Source organism: Rahnella sp. BIGb0236 (assembly GCF_004364755.1).
Lineage (GTDB): Bacteria > Pseudomonadota > Gammaproteobacteria > Enterobacterales > Enterobacteriaceae > Rahnella > Rahnella victoriana.
In genome coordinates, this window is record NZ_SOAO01000003.1 from 267856 (window position 1) to 283580 (window position 15725).

The 15725-nt window shown below is 55.0% G+C and carries 15 protein-coding genes; 6 read left to right on the forward strand and 9 right to left on the reverse strand.

All coding sequences use genetic code 11. The features are described from left to right. The first annotated feature begins 8 nt into the window (after window positions 1–8). Together alaC and EDF78_RS08125 are read left to right on the forward strand one after the other, a co-directional pair. Window positions 9–1268, forward strand: coding sequence for an alanine transaminase (gene alaC / locus EDF78_RS08120; RefSeq protein WP_119822630.1), 1260 nt, complete (start codon window positions 9–11; stop codon window positions 1266–1268). A 167-nt stretch (window positions 1269–1435) separates the two neighbouring features. Then, window positions 1436–1960 carry a cytochrome b gene (locus EDF78_RS08125; protein ID WP_095922946.1) on the forward strand — a complete coding sequence of 175 codons (525 nt, stop codon included), beginning with the start codon at window positions 1436–1438 and terminating at the stop codon, window positions 1958–1960. A 45-nt stretch (window positions 1961–2005) separates the two neighbouring features. On the opposite strand, the gene EDF78_RS08130 is transcribed toward EDF78_RS08125, so the two are convergent. After that, window positions 2006–3811, reverse strand: coding sequence for a DUF4153 domain-containing protein (locus EDF78_RS08130; protein WP_133822876.1), 1806 nt, complete (start codon window positions 3809–3811; stop codon window positions 2006–2008). A gap of 187 nt (window positions 3812–3998) precedes the next feature. On the opposite strand from EDF78_RS08130, the gene EDF78_RS08135 reads away from it, so the two are divergent. After that, window positions 3999–4457, forward strand: coding sequence for a nuclear transport factor 2 family protein (locus tag EDF78_RS08135; protein ID WP_095925191.1), 459 nt, complete (start codon window positions 3999–4001; stop codon window positions 4455–4457). 64 nt (window positions 4458–4521) lie between these two features. Here the strand turns inward: EDF78_RS08135 and csgG are convergent, their stop codons facing one another. From csgG to csgD, 4 genes are read right to left on the reverse strand one after another with little or no spacing between them, the layout of a single operon-like run. Then, window positions 4522–5355: a curli production assembly/transport protein CsgG gene (gene csgG, locus EDF78_RS08140; protein WP_095922942.1), complete on the reverse strand. Its 834-nt coding sequence runs from the start codon at window positions 5353–5355 to the stop codon at window positions 4522–4524. 33 nt (window positions 5356–5388) lie between these two features. Further along, complete coding sequence (gene csgF / locus EDF78_RS08145) at window positions 5389–5781, reverse strand: curli production assembly/transport protein CsgF (RefSeq protein WP_095925188.1); 393 nt, start codon at window positions 5779–5781, stop codon at window positions 5389–5391. A 60-nt stretch (window positions 5782–5841) separates the two neighbouring features. After that, complete coding sequence (gene csgE, locus EDF78_RS08150) at window positions 5842–6261, reverse strand: curli production assembly/transport protein CsgE (protein ID WP_195817427.1); 420 nt, start codon at window positions 6259–6261, stop codon at window positions 5842–5844. Next, window positions 6242–6892: a biofilm master transcriptional regulator CsgD gene (gene csgD, locus EDF78_RS08155; protein ID WP_095925187.1), complete on the reverse strand. Its 651-nt coding sequence runs from the start codon at window positions 6890–6892 to the stop codon at window positions 6242–6244. Before csgD ends, csgE begins: the two co-directional genes overlap by 20 nt. Window positions 6893–7769: 877 nt before the next feature. Here csgD and EDF78_RS08160 point away from each other — a divergent pair. The 3 genes from EDF78_RS08160 (at window position 7770) to csgC (ending at window position 9314) form a co-directional block, all read left to right on the forward strand. After that, window positions 7770–8258, forward strand: coding sequence for a curlin (locus EDF78_RS08160; RefSeq protein WP_095922941.1), 489 nt, complete (start codon window positions 7770–7772; stop codon window positions 8256–8258). A gap of 49 nt (window positions 8259–8307) precedes the next feature. After that, window positions 8308–8772 (forward strand): curli major subunit CsgA, encoded by a 465-nt coding sequence (gene csgA, locus EDF78_RS08165; RefSeq protein ID WP_133822877.1) that lies wholly within the window; start codon window positions 8308–8310, stop codon window positions 8770–8772. A gap of 212 nt (window positions 8773–8984) precedes the next feature. Further along, entirely contained in the window at window positions 8985–9314 is a 330-nt protein-coding gene (gene csgC, locus EDF78_RS08170; protein ID WP_131694051.1) for a curli assembly chaperone CsgC, read from the forward strand. Between the two features lie 12 nt (window positions 9315–9326). Here csgC and EDF78_RS08175 read toward each other — a convergent pair whose 3' ends face one another. The 4 genes from EDF78_RS08175 to hydN form a co-directional block, all read right to left on the reverse strand. Further along, a complete protein-coding gene (locus tag EDF78_RS08175) occupies window positions 9327–10352 on the reverse strand; it encodes a HoxN/HupN/NixA family nickel/cobalt transporter (protein ID WP_119822626.1) in 1026 nt (341 codons plus the stop codon). Further along, entirely contained in the window at window positions 10345–12681 is a 2337-nt protein-coding gene (gene hypF, locus EDF78_RS08180; protein ID WP_133822878.1) for a carbamoyltransferase HypF, read from the reverse strand. The genes EDF78_RS08175 and hypF overlap by 8 nt, the downstream gene beginning before the upstream one ends. 226 nt (window positions 12682–12907) lie before the next feature. Beyond that, the gene (fdhF, locus tag EDF78_RS08185) at window positions 12908–15079 is read right to left on the reverse strand and encodes a formate dehydrogenase subunit alpha (RefSeq protein WP_133822879.1); all 2172 of its coding nucleotides are present in this window, start codon (window positions 15077–15079) and stop codon (window positions 12908–12910) included. Between the two features lie 23 nt (window positions 15080–15102). Beyond that, a complete protein-coding gene (gene hydN, locus EDF78_RS08190) occupies window positions 15103–15648 on the reverse strand; it encodes an electron transport protein HydN (protein WP_095922935.1) in 546 nt (181 codons plus the stop codon). Between the last annotated feature and the right edge of the window lie 77 nt (window positions 15649–15725).

Here is a 15725-nt window from a genome sequence, read left to right on the forward strand (position 1 = left end):
AGGAAATTATGGCTGATTCCAGTTCACCCCGTCGTTTTTCACGTATTGATCGTCTTCCCCCGTATGTTTTCAACATTACTGCTGAGCTGAAAATGGCCGCCCGTCATCGTGGCGAAGACATTATCGATTTCAGCATGGGTAACCCTGACGGCCCGACACCGCCACACATTGTGGAAAAACTGGTGCAGGTGGCGCAGCGTGAAGACACTCACGGTTACTCGACCTCACGCGGTATTCCGCGTCTGCGTCGCGCGATTTCCCGCTGGTATGCCGATCGTTATCAGGTGGATATCGACCCTGAAAGCGAAGCTATCGTCACCATCGGTTCGAAAGAAGGGCTGGCACACCTGATGCTGGCGACCCTCGACCACGGCGATACCGTGCTGGTGCCTAACCCAAGTTATCCGATCCACATTTATGGCGCGGTGATTGCCGGTGCGCAGGTGCGTTCCGTGCCGCTGGCCGAAGGGGTGGATTTCTTTGCTGAGCTGGAAAAAGCCATTCGCGAAACCATTCCGCGTCCGAAAATGATGATCCTCGGCTTCCCGTCCAACCCGACGGCGCAGTGCGTGGAACTGGATTTCTTCGAGCGCGTGGTGGCACTGGCCAAACAATATAACGTGCTGGTGATCCACGATCTGGCCTACGCCGATATTGTGTATGACGGCTGGAAAGCGCCGTCGATCATGCAGGTGCCGGGCGCAAAAGACATCGCGGTGGAATTCTTCACGCTGTCGAAAAGTTACAACATGGCGGGCTGGCGTATCGGCTTTATGGTCGGTAACCCGGAGCTGGTCAGCGCGCTGGCGCGCATCAAAAGTTATCACGATTACGGCACCTTCACGCCGTTGCAGGTGGCGGCGATTGCTGCGCTGGAAGGCGATCAGCAATGCGTGAAAGACATTGCCGAGCAATATCGTCAGCGCCGCAACGTGCTGGTGCGCGGTCTGCATGAGGCGGGCTGGATGGTGGAAAATCCGAAAGCTTCGATGTACGTCTGGGCTAAAATTCCGCCAGCTTATGCGCATTTAGGTTCGCTGGAATTTGCCAAACGCCTGCTGGCCGACGCCAAAGTGTGTGTGTCGCCGGGCATTGGTTTCGGTGATTACGGCGATACGCACGTGCGTTTCGCGCTGATCGAAAACCAGGACAGGATCCGTCAGGCCGTGCGTGGCATTAAAGCGATGTTCCGCGCCGACGGCTTGCTGCCACCGAAAAAAACGGCAGGCGAACCGCCGGTGGAACAGGATCCGGCCAGCCTCGCGTAATACGCCGTCAGACAACCAGACCGGGCACACGCCCGGTTTTTTTATAACATTAATTTAACTTCTTTACTTTCGCGGCCGCATTTATCCACAAAGTCTGCGCATTTCCTTCCTATACTCAGGGCAATATTCCTGTTTTTTCACGCAATTCTCCGGCCAGGGCATCACTCATGAAAACCCGTTATTCGCTGTCCCAGATCAGCCTGCACTGGGCGACGCTGCTGATGATTATTCTGACCTACACGGCGATGCTGACCCGCGATTATTTTCCGGAAGACAATCAGCCGCTGGTGCGTCTGCTGCATTTTAATTTCGGGATTTGCGTCTGGCTGCTGATGTTTGTGCGGGTGTATCTGCGCACCCGCCATACCACACCGGTTATCACGCCGCCGCTGCCGCGCTGGCAGATTGCTGCCTCGCACGCGGTGCATGGCGTGTTGTATCTGCTGTTTTTGTCATTGCCGGTGCTGGGCGTGCTGACGCTGGAATTCGGCGGGCGGGACTGGTATCTGTTCGGCTGGCACGTGCCGCAGTTTGTCACCCCCGATCCGGCGGTGCGCCGTACGGTGAGAACTGCCCATGAATTTCTGGCGAGCTGCGGGTATTACCTGATTGGCCTGCATGCGCTGGCGGCGATTTATCATCATTACGTGCGTAAAGATGACACCTTATTGCGCATGACGCCGGGAAAGTAAGGCGGGAATTCACCGGCAGAACGCCTGCCGGTGAAAGTTGAGAGATTATTCTTCGCTGAGATTGTAATGGATCACGCGACGTTTGCCGTTGATCTGGATATCCGCCCATTTGCGCGGCACCGGCTTCACCTCGCCATTGCGCAGGGCGGCGTTCAGCGCCGGTTTCTCCTTATCGTCATAGAGATAAAGTTCACCCGCCTGCGCCCATTTTGCGTCATGCCGGACATAAATACGGCAGTTCGCCGACGCGCTATCTAACGTATTACATAAGAAAATTTCTTTCTGTTTATCGCCGTTAAGATCCAGCGTATTGACGATACACGCGCCGTGCAGGCTGAGACAGTCGCGCAGCGTGTTGGTGTATTGCTCAAGCTGCGGCAGGGTGTTCCACCAGCCGTCATCCGGCGACGTGGCACCTTTCGCCAGCACTATCATCTTTTTGGCGTCTTCCACCCGATAACTCTTGGTCAGTGCGGCAGAGTCTTTATCGCTGTACGCCCCCCAGCGGGATGTCTGGCTGATCATGTTTTTCAGTATCACCAGCAGCCGGGGATCGCCGGTAAAGGCCGGATGCTGTTGCAGTTTCACCAGCGCCTCGTTGCCACGGCGTCCGGTGTCAAAACGCAGCATCTTCAGATCGACATCCTTCGCCAGCGTTTTGCCGCTGTCGAGGCGCGCGATCTGACTGTTCACACTGATCCGGTACGGATCGAGCAGCGGGCTGTTGGCCGCGATCAACAGAATGACCACCAGCAGCGACAACGGCTTATTGAACTGGGTAATTCGTGGCAGCCAGTCGGGGCGCTTATCGATCACCGAGAAGCTGTAGCAAAGCGCGGCGACCAGCGTGACGATGATAACCAGCACGGCCCACAGACGTTGTGGCGTCCAGCCGTACTGCGACACGCGCAGGCCGGTGGCATACAGCGCCAGCGCGGCATACACCGGCAGCAGCAGAATTGCCGCATTGACCAGCAGACGGATCGCCCGCGGATACGGCTTTTCAGCGTGATCGGTTTCGCGCACCACGTTAACCAGCAGCAAAATGCTCAGCGCCATGGTGGTCAGCAAACTGGCCGCAGACCAGGCTTGCGACAACACCGTCAGGCCGGTGAACGGCAGGGCGAACAGGAAAATCAGCGCCACAAATGCCACCAGCGGCAGCAGACCTTTGAGAATAAAACGGATCACATTGCGGGTGGTATTCATCAATGCCGGTTGCGTCCGGCAGGTGACGATACTGATGCCCAGCAGCACGCCGTACACCAGATTCATAAACAGCGGCGTATCGAAAAACAGCTCGTGGAAATATTCAATGCCGATCACCCGGAACAGCGCGGCACACAACGCCATCACGCCGATGGCCAGCAGCATCATCAGAAGTGTCAGCAAGGCGCACAGCGTATTCTGGCTGTAACAGGCGGAAAGATTGGCGTAACGGTAACGGCTTTCCGCCGGGAACGCCTGCACCTGTAGCCACGGCAGCACAAAAAAGACCAGCAACACCAGCGACAGGTTAAACGGCATCATCACCGAATCGGTCGTCGTCCCGCTGATATTGCTTTTCGCCCAGGCTGCCATCCCGGCCAGCAGCAGGGTGAGAAGCGCCATTCCGCCCCAGAACCGGCGGTCATTGAGATGCGTGACAGACAACGAAATCAGCACCGGTAATGTTAATGCCATAGTCTGGCCGTAAATATTGTGGGAGAAACTTGCGAACCCCACCGGCGCGAGATCGGAAAAGAAGTAATGCAGCAGGAGCCCCTGGAGCAGGCAAATCGCAAAGATTACCCAACGTGCGGGAACGGGCAGGTGCGGCATGGCGCGACCCGCTCTGTTGAACTGAGACATCCGTGACTCTCCAAAAATGTAAGAGGACATGTTGTTAAAAACTCATGCCAGTGTAGTGGGTTCCGGCCTCCGGTGCAGAAAACTCTTCATCAGCGCGGTGTCCGTGTGATGTGAGCGTCTCCCATAACTGGCAAAATCAGCGGCAGTCACTAGGCTTAGTGATCAGATGGAGAAAGTCGAGGTGAAAATGGCAGAACACGAACTGAAAGAAAAACGCATTGAAATTGTTAAGAATTTCTACGCCAAACTGGATCAGGCTGACGCGTCATTACTGGATCTTTTTGCCGAAGATGTGGTGCTGTTTTTTCCGAAATTTGGCACCGCGCAGGGCAAGACTTCATTAGGAGAACTCGGTAAACGTTTTGCGCTCGAAATCGACAAAATCCAGCACATTCAGGATGCATTTCAGTTTCTGAGTGACGGAGATGTCATTGTACTGGAAGGGCAGATGCGCGGCGTGATGCAAAACGGCGACCGCTGGCCGACATCGGAAGCCGGCAGCCATCATTTCTGTAGCGTCTTTGTCTTTGACGATCTGCTGATCAAGCGGGTGAGCATTTATCTCGATCCTGACTTTAATCTCGAGGATAAAAAGCGGGTGAACAATTACCGTCAGGTGGTGAAAACGGAGGAAAACAAAACCTGAGGTTGCCGGAAAAAAGAAGGGAAGCGGCGTCAACCCGCCACTTCCCTTCGCCAACTGCCTCTCATCAGGATTCGGCAGGGACAACACTGTTTTTGTAGCGTTGCAGGATCGGCGAGTTGATCTCCGACGGGTTCTGCAACTGCCACAGGTTACGTTCGATGCCATCATTCACCAGATAAATCACTCCGGATTCAATCGCCGACATCAGACACAACATCACTGGCTCATTGGTGGTGTAGCCCAGCTCGCCTTCCAGCAGACGCTGGTAGTCGATAAAGCGGAACACCCCGGCCTGCACTTCATAGGACAAAATCGTCTTGCTGGTATTCACAGACGACAGCACTTCCCCGGTATTGACGTCGACAGCACGCAGGTTCACGGCTATCTGGTCCAACTGGTATTGCGTACTGGCACCGATACCGAAGTAACGCGCCCCCACGCCGCCCGATTTCACATTACTTTCATAGCCAATGATCGAGCCTTCAATCAGGATATTTGCCGCCACCAGTGAAGAAAGCGGCCGCTGATTATTGATGGCCACGCTGCCATTCTCCTGCGCAGCACGGATGATTTTGCGTTCGTTCAGCAGGTTTTGCAGCCCCTGACGTTCCAGCGGAATAAACCACTTCGAATCTTTCAGGGCGGAAACCAGCATCGCCGTGGCGCTTTGCGGCACCGCCGTCGAGAAGTTACTGGCCGGATACGGTTTAAACTGGCCCGTCTCATCCTGGATGTTATAGACCGACACAAAAATCCTGCCCTGCGGCGAAGGCAGATGGGTCAGATCGCTATAGCTGGGCGCACGGGGTAATAAGGTCGGTCTTGCGGCTTCTTTCGGTGCTGCTGTGAGGCACCCGCTCAACACAAAAACTGCGATGAGAACTAAATAGCTGCGCATAATGTCGTTCCTGTTTTTTATTTGTCGTCGGAATCAGTTGGTCGTGGCAGACAAACCCTGAACCTGAATAGTGGAAACTTTGCCGGTTTTGCGGTCGGTGACGTTCATCACCAGTTGCCCGTCGGTATTCTGGATATCCACGATAAAGTCCTGTGTCACCAGCCGTCCCGGTTTCCCCTGATTGATGTTGCCCATCAGACTGCCCAGCAGCTGCGACTGAATCGACGCCGTGAAATTATCCAGCGCGGAGGTACTGGTCGTGCCGAAATCATAGGCGTCGGGATCTTTATAAGAGTTCTGCGCCTGAGCCTCGTTAAGCAGGAATGCGCCATTATTCGGGTTGCCGCCGAAATTCGGGTTGATGAACTGGTAAACCATGTTGCCGCCCCAGGAAACCGGGGACGCCGTCAGTAATGCCAGCAGCATGACTGAACGCGGAGCTGAGACTGGAATATTCACGATGCTCTCCTTAGAAGAGGCTGTGCATTAAAATTCGTCATGGGCAAGATCCCCGGTACCAAGTAACGCTTTGTCTAACTGCCGCCGTGATAACGCCTCGGTGACCCCGGCAATGGCGGTATCGACGTCCTTATCAAAATTGCGACGGTTCGGAAAAAGCAGGGTCTGATATAAGGTGTCCTGACCTATTTTTATGGTGATCCAACTGCCCCAGCGGGCGCTGGGTCTTTCTGAAATCGTGATGGTTTCCGGGTAGTTCTCTTCCCATTTAGCGGTAAAACCCCGGTAAAAATCGTGGCCTACCGACGTCACCGTGCGGTCGGTGATTAACCCGGGATCCCTTATATCCGCCGCCTGAACATGCAGGCAGGTGGCGCACAGCAGCGCCAGCCAGAGCCAGAAGCCCTTGATGCATATCGTCATGATGTCAGCGCTTGAGATTGTCATTAGCCCAGGACGCCGCCTGGGTGCGGTTTTTAACCGAGATTTTCCTAAATAAATTATAGAGATGCGTCTTCACGGTGTTCTCGCTGATAAACAGCAACCGTGCGATTTCCGTGTTTGAGGCACCCACACGTAACTTATTGAGGATCTCTTTTTCGCGATGGGTCAGGCCGGTATCTTCTGAATGCAGATGGCGGAAGGCACCGGACTGATTGATCAGGTAGCTGGCGAAGCCCTGTGAGAAATAGCACTCACCGCGGATCACGCTGCGGATGCCTTCCACCAGATGTTCTTCATCGGTGGAAAGATAAAACACCGCGCTGATCCCCGGCCAGGTTTCTATTTCCCGAAAATGATAATTATCAGGGGTGTTTAATAATAATAACTTCACGCTGTCGTGATAACGGGTAATAGCGGATTGCCATAACTCAATAGTCCGGCGATCGGCTTCCATCATATCGAAGAGAATTAATGTCTGATGAAGATATTGATCCTCCAGTGATTTATGGATGTTATGAAGTCGGGTATTGACACAAAGTTGCTGTTTTAATTGCTGCAATAAAGCGCTGGCCTGTAATGATGGTTTAGTCACTAATAAAAGAATATTATTATTGATTGCTGCTTCATTACTCATAATGAAACCCTGCCCTGATTTTTTATAGCCACAGTCTGCCATTGCCTGATAATAGAAAAGGCAGGAAATAGACCGTGATTTTATTTTGCTAAATCTATAGCTGTATGTTCGCTGTGCATATCTGAAAATAGCAAATAAACGCAGCATGAGGCACATAATATTTTCAGGTGGCTTATGTGCGGTACAGACTCAATTTAGCTTTTGGCTTCCCTTACGCAAGGCTTATTTATGTTTCAAAATGTAACTCAAAATGTATAAAGTTTTCCTTATGTATTGAGTAAAACTCAATACGCCCCTCTTAAACAGAACTTAAGTAACGGCTTTACACTATCTTAACGTTTAGCCTTGTTAAAACTGCACATTTGAACAATGCCGGTGCTTAATAATTCTGATGAAACACCAGCCGGCTTCATGCTTCGCCTTTAATAACGCAAATCAGTACCGGTTTAATTATTGATTTCACTTAGGTGAGCATGCTCGCTGGCCCTTTTATGCAGGGTTAAAAGGCGTAATAACACCAGGGAACGGCGGTTTCAGGGCACTGTTAAGGGATGGAAATGTGCGGGAGATCTCTTTTACCCCTGATTTATATTTCACAGGGAATTAAGAATAGTTGCATTTGTGTGATTATTAACGCCTGCCGCGTCGTTAACTTTAGGATAAATGCCATGGGGTCTATTAGCCCTGCTGACCTTTTACTGTCACCCGGTGGTCACAATGTATGATAAAAGGCTTCTCATACTTTTTGCTGAAGCCGGAAATTAAAATACGACGTGCGGGTGAGTTCCTTATTTTTCGTAAACTCCATAATCAATTCGTCAACAGCAATAACCCGGTGAGCCAATAACCAGTTACCGGCGATATACAGGGTGACGAAATGAAAAAGACTTTATTGACCCTGGCGTTACTTTCAGTCTCCTGGGTCGTTCACGCTCAGCAGTTTGATATGGCTTATCCGGAGATAGGAACGGGTAATCCGGAGCAAGTGTTTGCTGGCGCGAGAAGTTCATCAGGGAATTCATCAATGATTTATCAAAACGGGAACAGCAATCTGGCCGCGAATAATCAGACGGGTTATGGCAATTCCAGCGTTATCCGTCAGTCAGGGTCAGAAAATACCGCGGTGATCAATCAGCGAGGTAATGGAAATAACGCGGATATATCCCAAAGCGGCAGCGATAACTTTGCTTATATATCGCAGCGCGGCGGTGGGGATGCATCCATCACGCAACAAAATTTTGGTAATACCGCTTACATTCTGCAAAAAGGCCGGAGTGTGACCGAGATTCGCCAGAATGGTACGAACCAGACCAGCGGCGTCGTACAAAACTCGTCAGGAATGGCGATTAGAGTGACACAGCATTAATAAACATACGTTCTTATGACATCCGATATTAAACCAATGGGGTAGCATCATGAAACTTTGGAAAATTGTGGCAGTCTCCGCTTTAGTCGTCAGTGGCAGTGCGTTCGCAGGTCACGGTGGTGGTGGCGATTATACGCCGACGCCTCCGGTATCCACAGTGCCGACATTCACAGCGACTCAGTGGAATTCTGAAATTCAGATTTACCAACAGGGGACATCAAACCTGGCGAATGCCACTCAGGCAGGCGCGCAAAAATCGCTGACCTCCATCGGTCAGGATGGGTACAGAAATACCGCGAGCACCAATCAGACCGGCGACGGCAGTCTGGTGAGCGTTTCTCAGAAGGGTGACTTCAACAATGCTAACGTTGCACAAACTGCAAACGGCAGCAAAGTGCTGGTTTCCCAAAATGGTTCTGGCAACTATGCTCAGGCTTCGCAAGGGGCTAACGGTGCTCTGACCAATATTGTTCAGTCTGGTACCGGCAACCTCGCGTACGCTTCACAAAACTGATTCAGCTACCTCCCCTGCGAAGGGGAGGGTTGGGGTGGGGTATTAATCGCAACGTCGAATTTGATGTTGCCTGCGAAACCCCCTCCCGACCTCCCCCTTCGCAGGGGGAGGAGCAAAAAACAGGTTTAGCTTCTGCCATGAGTCATGGCAAAAGCTTCTCAGAACAGGGCACTCGCCCTGTTTTTTTTCGACCAAACCGGAGCATAAACGTTATGCATTTACTCCTGATTGCCGCCGTGATGTCTAACCAGCTCTGGTTCGATACACACAACGATGCGCAAACTTATGTGATTACCCCGATGGTCAGTCTCACTAAAGCCTGCGCCTGTCAGGTGGCGGTTTCTGTATCTCAGCAGGGCGCGGCGGGGAGCAGCACCAGCCGCCAGAGCCACAATATGAATCTTTCCGCCAACCAGCCGCAGCCTCTGGGACAGATGCGTTTTGCCGTCCAGCCCGGCGGAAAAACACAAATACTGATCACCGTGACCGATGGCGACAAACTGCGGCTGGAAAAACAGCTCACCCTGCCGAACGACGCCTGACAGCAGGCCGCGTTACATCGCCAGATTGTCATAGCCTTTGCGACGATAATGGATCGCAGAGCAGGCCCAGAACACCACGAAAATCGCCACGGCGGCGTACCCGACGCTGCCCATATTCTCATTCAGACGTCCGACAACCGCCCACAGGCCGCCCTGTAAATTCAGCTTATCCGCCATCAGTCCGAGTGCTTCCAGCCCGCCAATAAACAGGGCGATCACCACACTGGTGGCCGTAATGGTCATATTGTAATAGAGCTTGCGCACCGGTTTATCGAACGCCCAGCCGTACGCGCCGACCATAACAAAATTATCCAGCGAATCGATCAGTGCCATGCCGCTGGCAAACAGTGCCGGAAACACCAGAATGCTCCACACCGACATGCCGGAAGAGGCACCGGCAGCGGAAATCCCCAGCAGGCCGATTTCCGTGGCGGTATCAAAACCCAGCCCGAACAGAAAACCCACCAGATACATTTGCCAGCTTTTATTGACCATATTGAAGGCAAAGCTGAATAACCGGCTCATCACCCCGCCTTGTACTGCGTGCTGTTCTTCTTTGTCGCTGAATGTGTGGCCTTGTTTTACTTTCTGAAAACGGCGATACACGTCGCGCAGGATCAGCGCATTCAGTAACGCCATCATCAGCAAAAACAGCGCCGAGACCAGGGTGCCGATCGTGCTGCCGTACTCATGCAGCCAGCCGATTTTATTGCCAAACACCAGTGAAGTGGCGGCGATAGCCACGCAGGCCAGCACCACAATGCTCGAATGTCCGAGGGAGAAAAACGCCCCAACAGCCACCGGGCGCTGACCCTGCTGCATCAGCTTACGGGTGACGTTATCAATGGCCGCAATATGATCCGCATCGACGGCATGACGCAGCCCGTAACCGTAAGCCAGCAACGCCGCCGCCACCAGCGCAGCATTGTGGCGGAACACCACCAGTGCCCAGCCCCAGGCCAGTAAATTGACAGCCACCAGTCCGGTTAACAGCCAGAAGGCGCGGCGGTGAGTATGGAAAAATTCGCGGTTAATCATGACGGTCCTTTTCTGCATTATTTGAATGGAGTACGGAAGGGGAACTCTGAAGACGGGCGCAGGCAATCACCGCCTGACCCAGCGCCAGCCCGCCGTCACCGGCCGGAACCGCCAGCGGCATCAGGACGCGGAGGGGCGCTAAATAGTGGTGTAAAAGCTGGCGCAGCAGACGGTTATGCAACACGCCGCCGCCCAGTGCGACGGTGCGGGTGCCGGTTCTCACCGCGTGATAGCGGGCGAGGGCGGCAAAGCCCTGCGCAAGGGCATCATGAAAAGCAAAAGCCCGTGCGGCGGGCGCGGCCTGCCAGCCAAGCCATTGTTGCCAGAAGGTGGCGAGATCCAGCACGGTGCCCGCAGGCGTGTGGCGCAAAGGCAGCGACACCGGATGGGAGATGTCCTGCGCGTGATGCGCCAGCGCCTCCAGACGGCAGGCGGCTTCCCCTTCCCAGCTGAGGTGCGCGGGGGCGCAGCCGAGTGCGGCGGCAACCGCATCAAACAAACGCCCGCAGGAGGACGCCAGCGGTGCATTGATTCCGGCGGCGATGGCTTTTGACAACGGCTGCCACGGGTGTGAAAACAGAACCTGTGCCTCAGGCCGCAACTGCCAGTCCGGCACGAATGCCTGCCATTGCGCCAGTAAATTTCGCCATGGCTCGCGTGCGGCACGATCACCGCCCGGCAGCGCAACGGCAGGCAATCCCCCCAAATGTTCACAATGAAGATAATCCACCTGCAAACATTCGCCGCCCCACAGCGCGCCGGTTTTATCCTCTGTAATGCCATAACCCAGTCCGTCCAGCGCCAGCCCGATCACTTTGCTGCCATCCAGCGGCCAGCGGTGTTCGGCCAGACAGGCGGCGATATGGGCATGATGATGAAGGACATCCACCACCCGTATGCGGGGGCGTTCAGCCGCTTCATGACTGACATAACCGGGATGCGCATCCCGCGCCACCGCTACCGGCGTACAGTCATAAAGCTGCAGGAAATGGTGAATCGCCTGCCGCTGTTGTCCGGCGATATCGCTGCGGGTCAAAGAGCCAAAATGGGCGCTGAGAATGGCCTCCCCACCCCGCACCAGACAGAAGGTGTTTTTGAGATCGCCCCCCAGCGCCAGAAGGGCCGGCTGACTATCGAAACCCGCGGGAAGGGGCAGTGCATCGGGCACGTAACCGCGCGCACGGCGCAGCACTTCGGTGCCCTGAGGCGTCAGGCGCACCAGCGAATCATCGGCGCGCTGAACGATATCGCGGTTATGCAAAAGCCACAGATCGGCGATACCGTTGAGCTGCGTCAGCGCGGCTTCATTGGTCAGCGCGGGGGCGCATCCGGCGGCATTCCCGGAGGTCATCACCAGCGGCACCCCGCACGCCTGCATCAGCAAATGATGCAGCGGGGTAAACGGCAGCATCACCCCGACTTCATCCAGCTCAGGCGCAACGGACGGACAGAGCGGTGACATCGCGCTTTTGCTGACCAGCACAATCGGCGCAGCGGGGGACGCCAGCAGTTCCCGCAGCGCAAACTGCGGGCTGTCATCACTGCATTGCGCCAGCCAGCCGGTATCCGGCAGCATCACCGCCAGCGGTTTTGACGGCCGTTGTTTGCGTTCACGCAGACGCATCACGGCGTTCTGCTGCGTGGCGTCACAGGCCAGATGAAAACCGCCCAGCCCTTTGACAGCGATGATTTTCCCCGCGCGTAATGCGGCGACGGCGCATGCCAGCGCGGCATCATCCTGCGCCTGTGTTTTGCCATCGCAGAATGTCGCACTGAGCCGGGGGCCGCAGTGCGGGCAGGCGACAGGTTGCGCGTGAAAACGCCGGTCGGCCGGATTCTGATATTCCTGCTGACATTGCGGGCACAGCGGGAATTCCGCCATGCTGGTGGACGGCCGGTCATACGGCATGGCGCGGATCAGCGTAAAGCGCGGGCCGCAATGGGTGCAGTTCGTAAAGGCATAGCCGAAGCGCCGGTCACCCGCACGGGTGATGTCTTTCAGGCATTCGGGGCAGGTTGCCGCATCGGGCGCCACCTGGGTGTCCATCTGGCTGTGACGGCTGTCAGTGATGGTGAAATGCTGAGGCGACGCTCGCCAGTCGAAAGGGGTAAAACGGATGCTGTCGATGCGCGCCAGCGGCGGGCAATCGCGCTGTAACTGTTCGATAAAGGCTTCAATGTCTACCGGTTTAAGGAGCCTGATTTCCACACCCGCGCTGTCGTTGCACACTTCGCCGCGAAGCCGCAACCGGTCAGCCAGTTGCCAGACAAAAGGCCGGAAACCGACGCCCTGGACTTTGCCGCTGATGCGGATGAGTAAACCAGACATAAAAAACCTTTTAAAAACGTTTAAGAAGAGGTCAGCGAAAAGAGGGGGTTTGCTGCCTCCCCAGCGAAGGGGGATTGGTTTTTGCTCCCTCCCCTGCGAAGGGGAGGGTTGGGGTGGGGTATTAATGGCAACTCCGGATCTGGCGTTGCCTGCTAAACCCCCTCCCAGCCTCCCCCTTCGCAGGGGGAGGAGCTAAGAACCACCCCTTTGGTGAGGCGCTTAAAAGCTAAATCTCAACCACCGGGATCACATCTTCAACGGCGCTGCGCAGGCGCGCTTTCATGTCGCTGTAGCTTTGCTGGGCATAGTTTTCGGCCCAGCGTTGATCGGCGATTTGTTCGACTTTCACGGCGCAGTATTTGGTTTCCGGCGTTTTGGAAATCGGATCGAGGTTGTCCTGTGTCAGTTCATTACAGGCACCAATCCACCACTGATAGGTCATGTACACCGCACCGAGGTTAATACGCTCGTTATAGTTGGCGCGGGAAATGACCTTACCGCGACGCGATGCCACCCAGACCAGTTGCTGATCGCGAATGCCCAGCGCCTGCGCATCCACCGGATTCATCTGCACAAAGCCCGGTTCGTCAGCCAGTGTTTGCAGGGCGGCGCAGTTACCGGTCATCGAACGGCAGGAGTAGTGACCGACTTCGCGCACGGTGCACAGCACCAGCGGATAATCGCCGTCCGGCACTTCCGCCGGTGCGCGCCACGGGGCGGCGAACAACTGGCCTTTGCCGGTCGGGGTATCGAAATGATTGTCGGCGTACAGGTATTGTGTCCCAGGACTTTCCAGCGTGGTGCAGGGCCATTGCACATGTCCCAGTTCGCCCATTTTTTCGTAGGTTGCACCGTAGAACAGCGGGCACAGGTTGCGCATTTCGTCCCAGATTTCCTGGTTATCGCGGTAATGCATCGGATAACCCATCTCGGTCGCCAGCAGGCTGATGATGTCCCAGTCGCGCTTGACGTTGTATTTCGGTTCGATGGCTTTCTCGAAACGCTGGAAGCCGCGATCCGCGCAGGAGAACACGCCGCCGTGCTCGCCCCATGATGTTGCCGGTAAAATCACGTCCGCCTGTTCAGCGGTTTTGGTCATGAAGATGTCCTGCACCACCACGAATTCCAGCGCATCGAAACCTTTGCGTACCAGCCCTAAATCCGCTTCGGTCTGCAACGGATCTTCGCCCATGATGTAATAGGCTTTCACCTTGCCTTCCATCGCCAGATGCGGGATCTCGGTGATGCGGTGACCGATTTTGTCGTCCATCTGGTTGACATCAATGCCCCAGGCATCGGCGAATTTCGCCCGCACTTTCGGATCGGTGACGGACTGGTAACCCGGGAATTCATTCGGCAGCACACCCATGTCGCAGGCACCCTGCACGTTATTCTGACCACGCACCGGGCCGACGCCGACGTTGGCGCGGCCAAGGTTACCGGTCAGCAATGCCAGACCCGCCAGACCTTTCACCACGTCCACCGCCTGACCAAACTGCGTGACGCCCATGCCCCACATAATGGTGGCGGAAGGTGCCGCCGCGTAAGTGCGCATGGCCTGACGGATTTGCTGTGCGGACACGCCGGTCTGCTCAGCCACGGCTTCCGGTGAGTAATCCGCGACATTTTTGCGGTATTCCTCAAAGCCTTCGGTGTATTTCGCCACATAGTCGTGGTCATACAGATTTTCTTCGATCAGCACATGGGCGAAAGCATTCACCAGTGCCATGTTGCAGCCGTTTTTGATTTGCAGATGCTGATCGGCAATACGCGCTGTTTCGATGCGGCGCGGATCGCAGACGATAATCTGTGCGCCTTTTTCTTTGGCTTTGATCACCCGACGAGCGACGATCGGATGGGAATCGGCGCAGTTATAGCCGATCACCAGCAGGCATTTTGAGTTCTCGATATCGCCGATGGAATTACTCATCGCGCCGTTACCGAGCGTGGCCTGTAAACCGGCGACCGACGGGCCGTGACACACGCGGGCGCAGCAGTCGACGTTGTTGGTGCCGATCACCGCACGGGCAAATTTCTGCATCACGTAGTTGGTTTCATTGCCGGTACCGCGGGAAGAACCGGTGGTCATGATGGCGCGCGGGCCGTGTTTTTGTTTGATCTCTTTCAGGCGCTGCGCGGTGTAGCGGATAGCTTCATCCCAGCTGACCGCTTCGAATTTTCCGCCTTTCTGACGGCGGATCATCGGTTGCGTCAGGCGCGGGGTCAGCAGTTTGGTGTCATTGAGAAAATCCCAGCCGTAGTAACCTTTCAGGCATAACTCGCCCTGATTGGTCACCCCGTTCGCAGCTTCTGCGCGGATGATTTTTCCGTTATCCACAACCAGATTCAATTTACATCCGGCCCCGCAATACGGGCAGACAGTGGTGACTTTTTTCATGGTATTACTTCCTCTATCCGGGGTTAAAACAGCAGCGGGGAGGTGCTGTCGAGCGCAGCGCGGCGGCGTTTTTCTGCGTTCATTTCCTGTAACTGGTTACGGTCGATGGCATACAGCGCCTTGGTCGGGCAGATTTCCATACAGGCCGGGCCTTCTGCGCGGGCATGGCACAAATCGCATTTATGCGCTTCGGCTTTGTCGGAGGTGGCGGTCATGGCCGCGCCGTTCTGGCGGAAAATGGGTTTTGTCACCACTTCCATCGCACCGTACGGACAGGCAACAACGCAGGTTTTGCAACCGATGCAGCGTTCCTGCATGACCTGCACGTGATCGCCGGTACGGGCAATCGCGCCGTTCGGGCAAACATTGGCGCAGGGCGCATCTTCACACTGGCGGCACATCACCGGCGTGCTGAGATTGACGCCTTTGATCACATGCAAACGTGGCGCGAAAGTGGCGGCGTTAAGCAGCGAGATATCCTGCGAATCGCTGTGCGCCATCACACAGGCAATTTCACAGGTACGGCAGCCGATGCATTTTTTGGGGTCGGCAATGATGAACCGGTTCATGATGATTTAATCCCTAAGTCATTGGTTTCAGATACTGGCTATACATAAAGCGTGCCAGTTCCTGTTTTTAATTTTTC

Coding starts and splice junctions, on each gene's coding strand:
- alaC (WP_119822630.1), top strand. CDS start 9: ATGGCTGATTCCAGTTCACCCCGTCGTTTTTCACGTATTGATCGTCTT.
- EDF78_RS08125 (WP_095922946.1), top strand. CDS start 1,436: ATGAAAACCCGTTATTCGCTGTCCCAGATCAGCCTGCACTGGGCGACG.
- EDF78_RS08130 (WP_133822876.1), bottom strand. CDS start 3,811: ATGTCTCAGTTCAACAGAGCGGGTCGCGCCATGCCGCACCTGCCCGTT.
- EDF78_RS08135 (WP_095925191.1), top strand. CDS start 3,999: ATGGCAGAACACGAACTGAAAGAAAAACGCATTGAAATTGTTAAGAAT.
- csgG (WP_095922942.1), bottom strand. CDS start 5,355: ATGCGCAGCTATTTAGTTCTCATCGCAGTTTTTGTGTTGAGCGGGTGC.
- csgF (WP_095925188.1), bottom strand. CDS start 5,781: ATGCTGCTGGCATTACTGACGGCGTCCCCGGTTTCCTGGGGCGGCAAC.
- csgE (WP_195817427.1), bottom strand. CDS start 6,261: ATGACAATCTCAAGCGCTGACATCATGACGATATGCATCAAGGGCTTC.
- csgD (WP_095925187.1), bottom strand. CDS start 6,892: ATGAGTAATGAAGCAGCAATCAATAATAATATTCTTTTATTAGTGACT.
- EDF78_RS08160 (WP_095922941.1), top strand. CDS start 7,770: ATGAAAAAGACTTTATTGACCCTGGCGTTACTTTCAGTCTCCTGGGTC.
- csgA (WP_133822877.1), top strand. CDS start 8,308: ATGAAACTTTGGAAAATTGTGGCAGTCTCCGCTTTAGTCGTCAGTGGC.
- csgC (WP_131694051.1), top strand. CDS start 8,985: ATGCATTTACTCCTGATTGCCGCCGTGATGTCTAACCAGCTCTGGTTC.
- EDF78_RS08175 (WP_119822626.1), bottom strand. CDS start 10,352: ATGATTAACCGCGAATTTTTCCATACTCACCGCCGCGCCTTCTGGCTG.
- hypF (WP_133822878.1), bottom strand. CDS start 12,681: ATGTCTGGTTTACTCATCCGCATCAGCGGCAAAGTCCAGGGCGTCGGT.
- fdhF (WP_133822879.1), bottom strand. CDS start 15,079: ATGAAAAAAGTCACCACTGTCTGCCCGTATTGCGGGGCCGGATGTAAA.
- hydN (WP_095922935.1), bottom strand. CDS start 15,648: ATGAACCGGTTCATCATTGCCGACCCCAAAAAATGCATCGGCTGCCGT.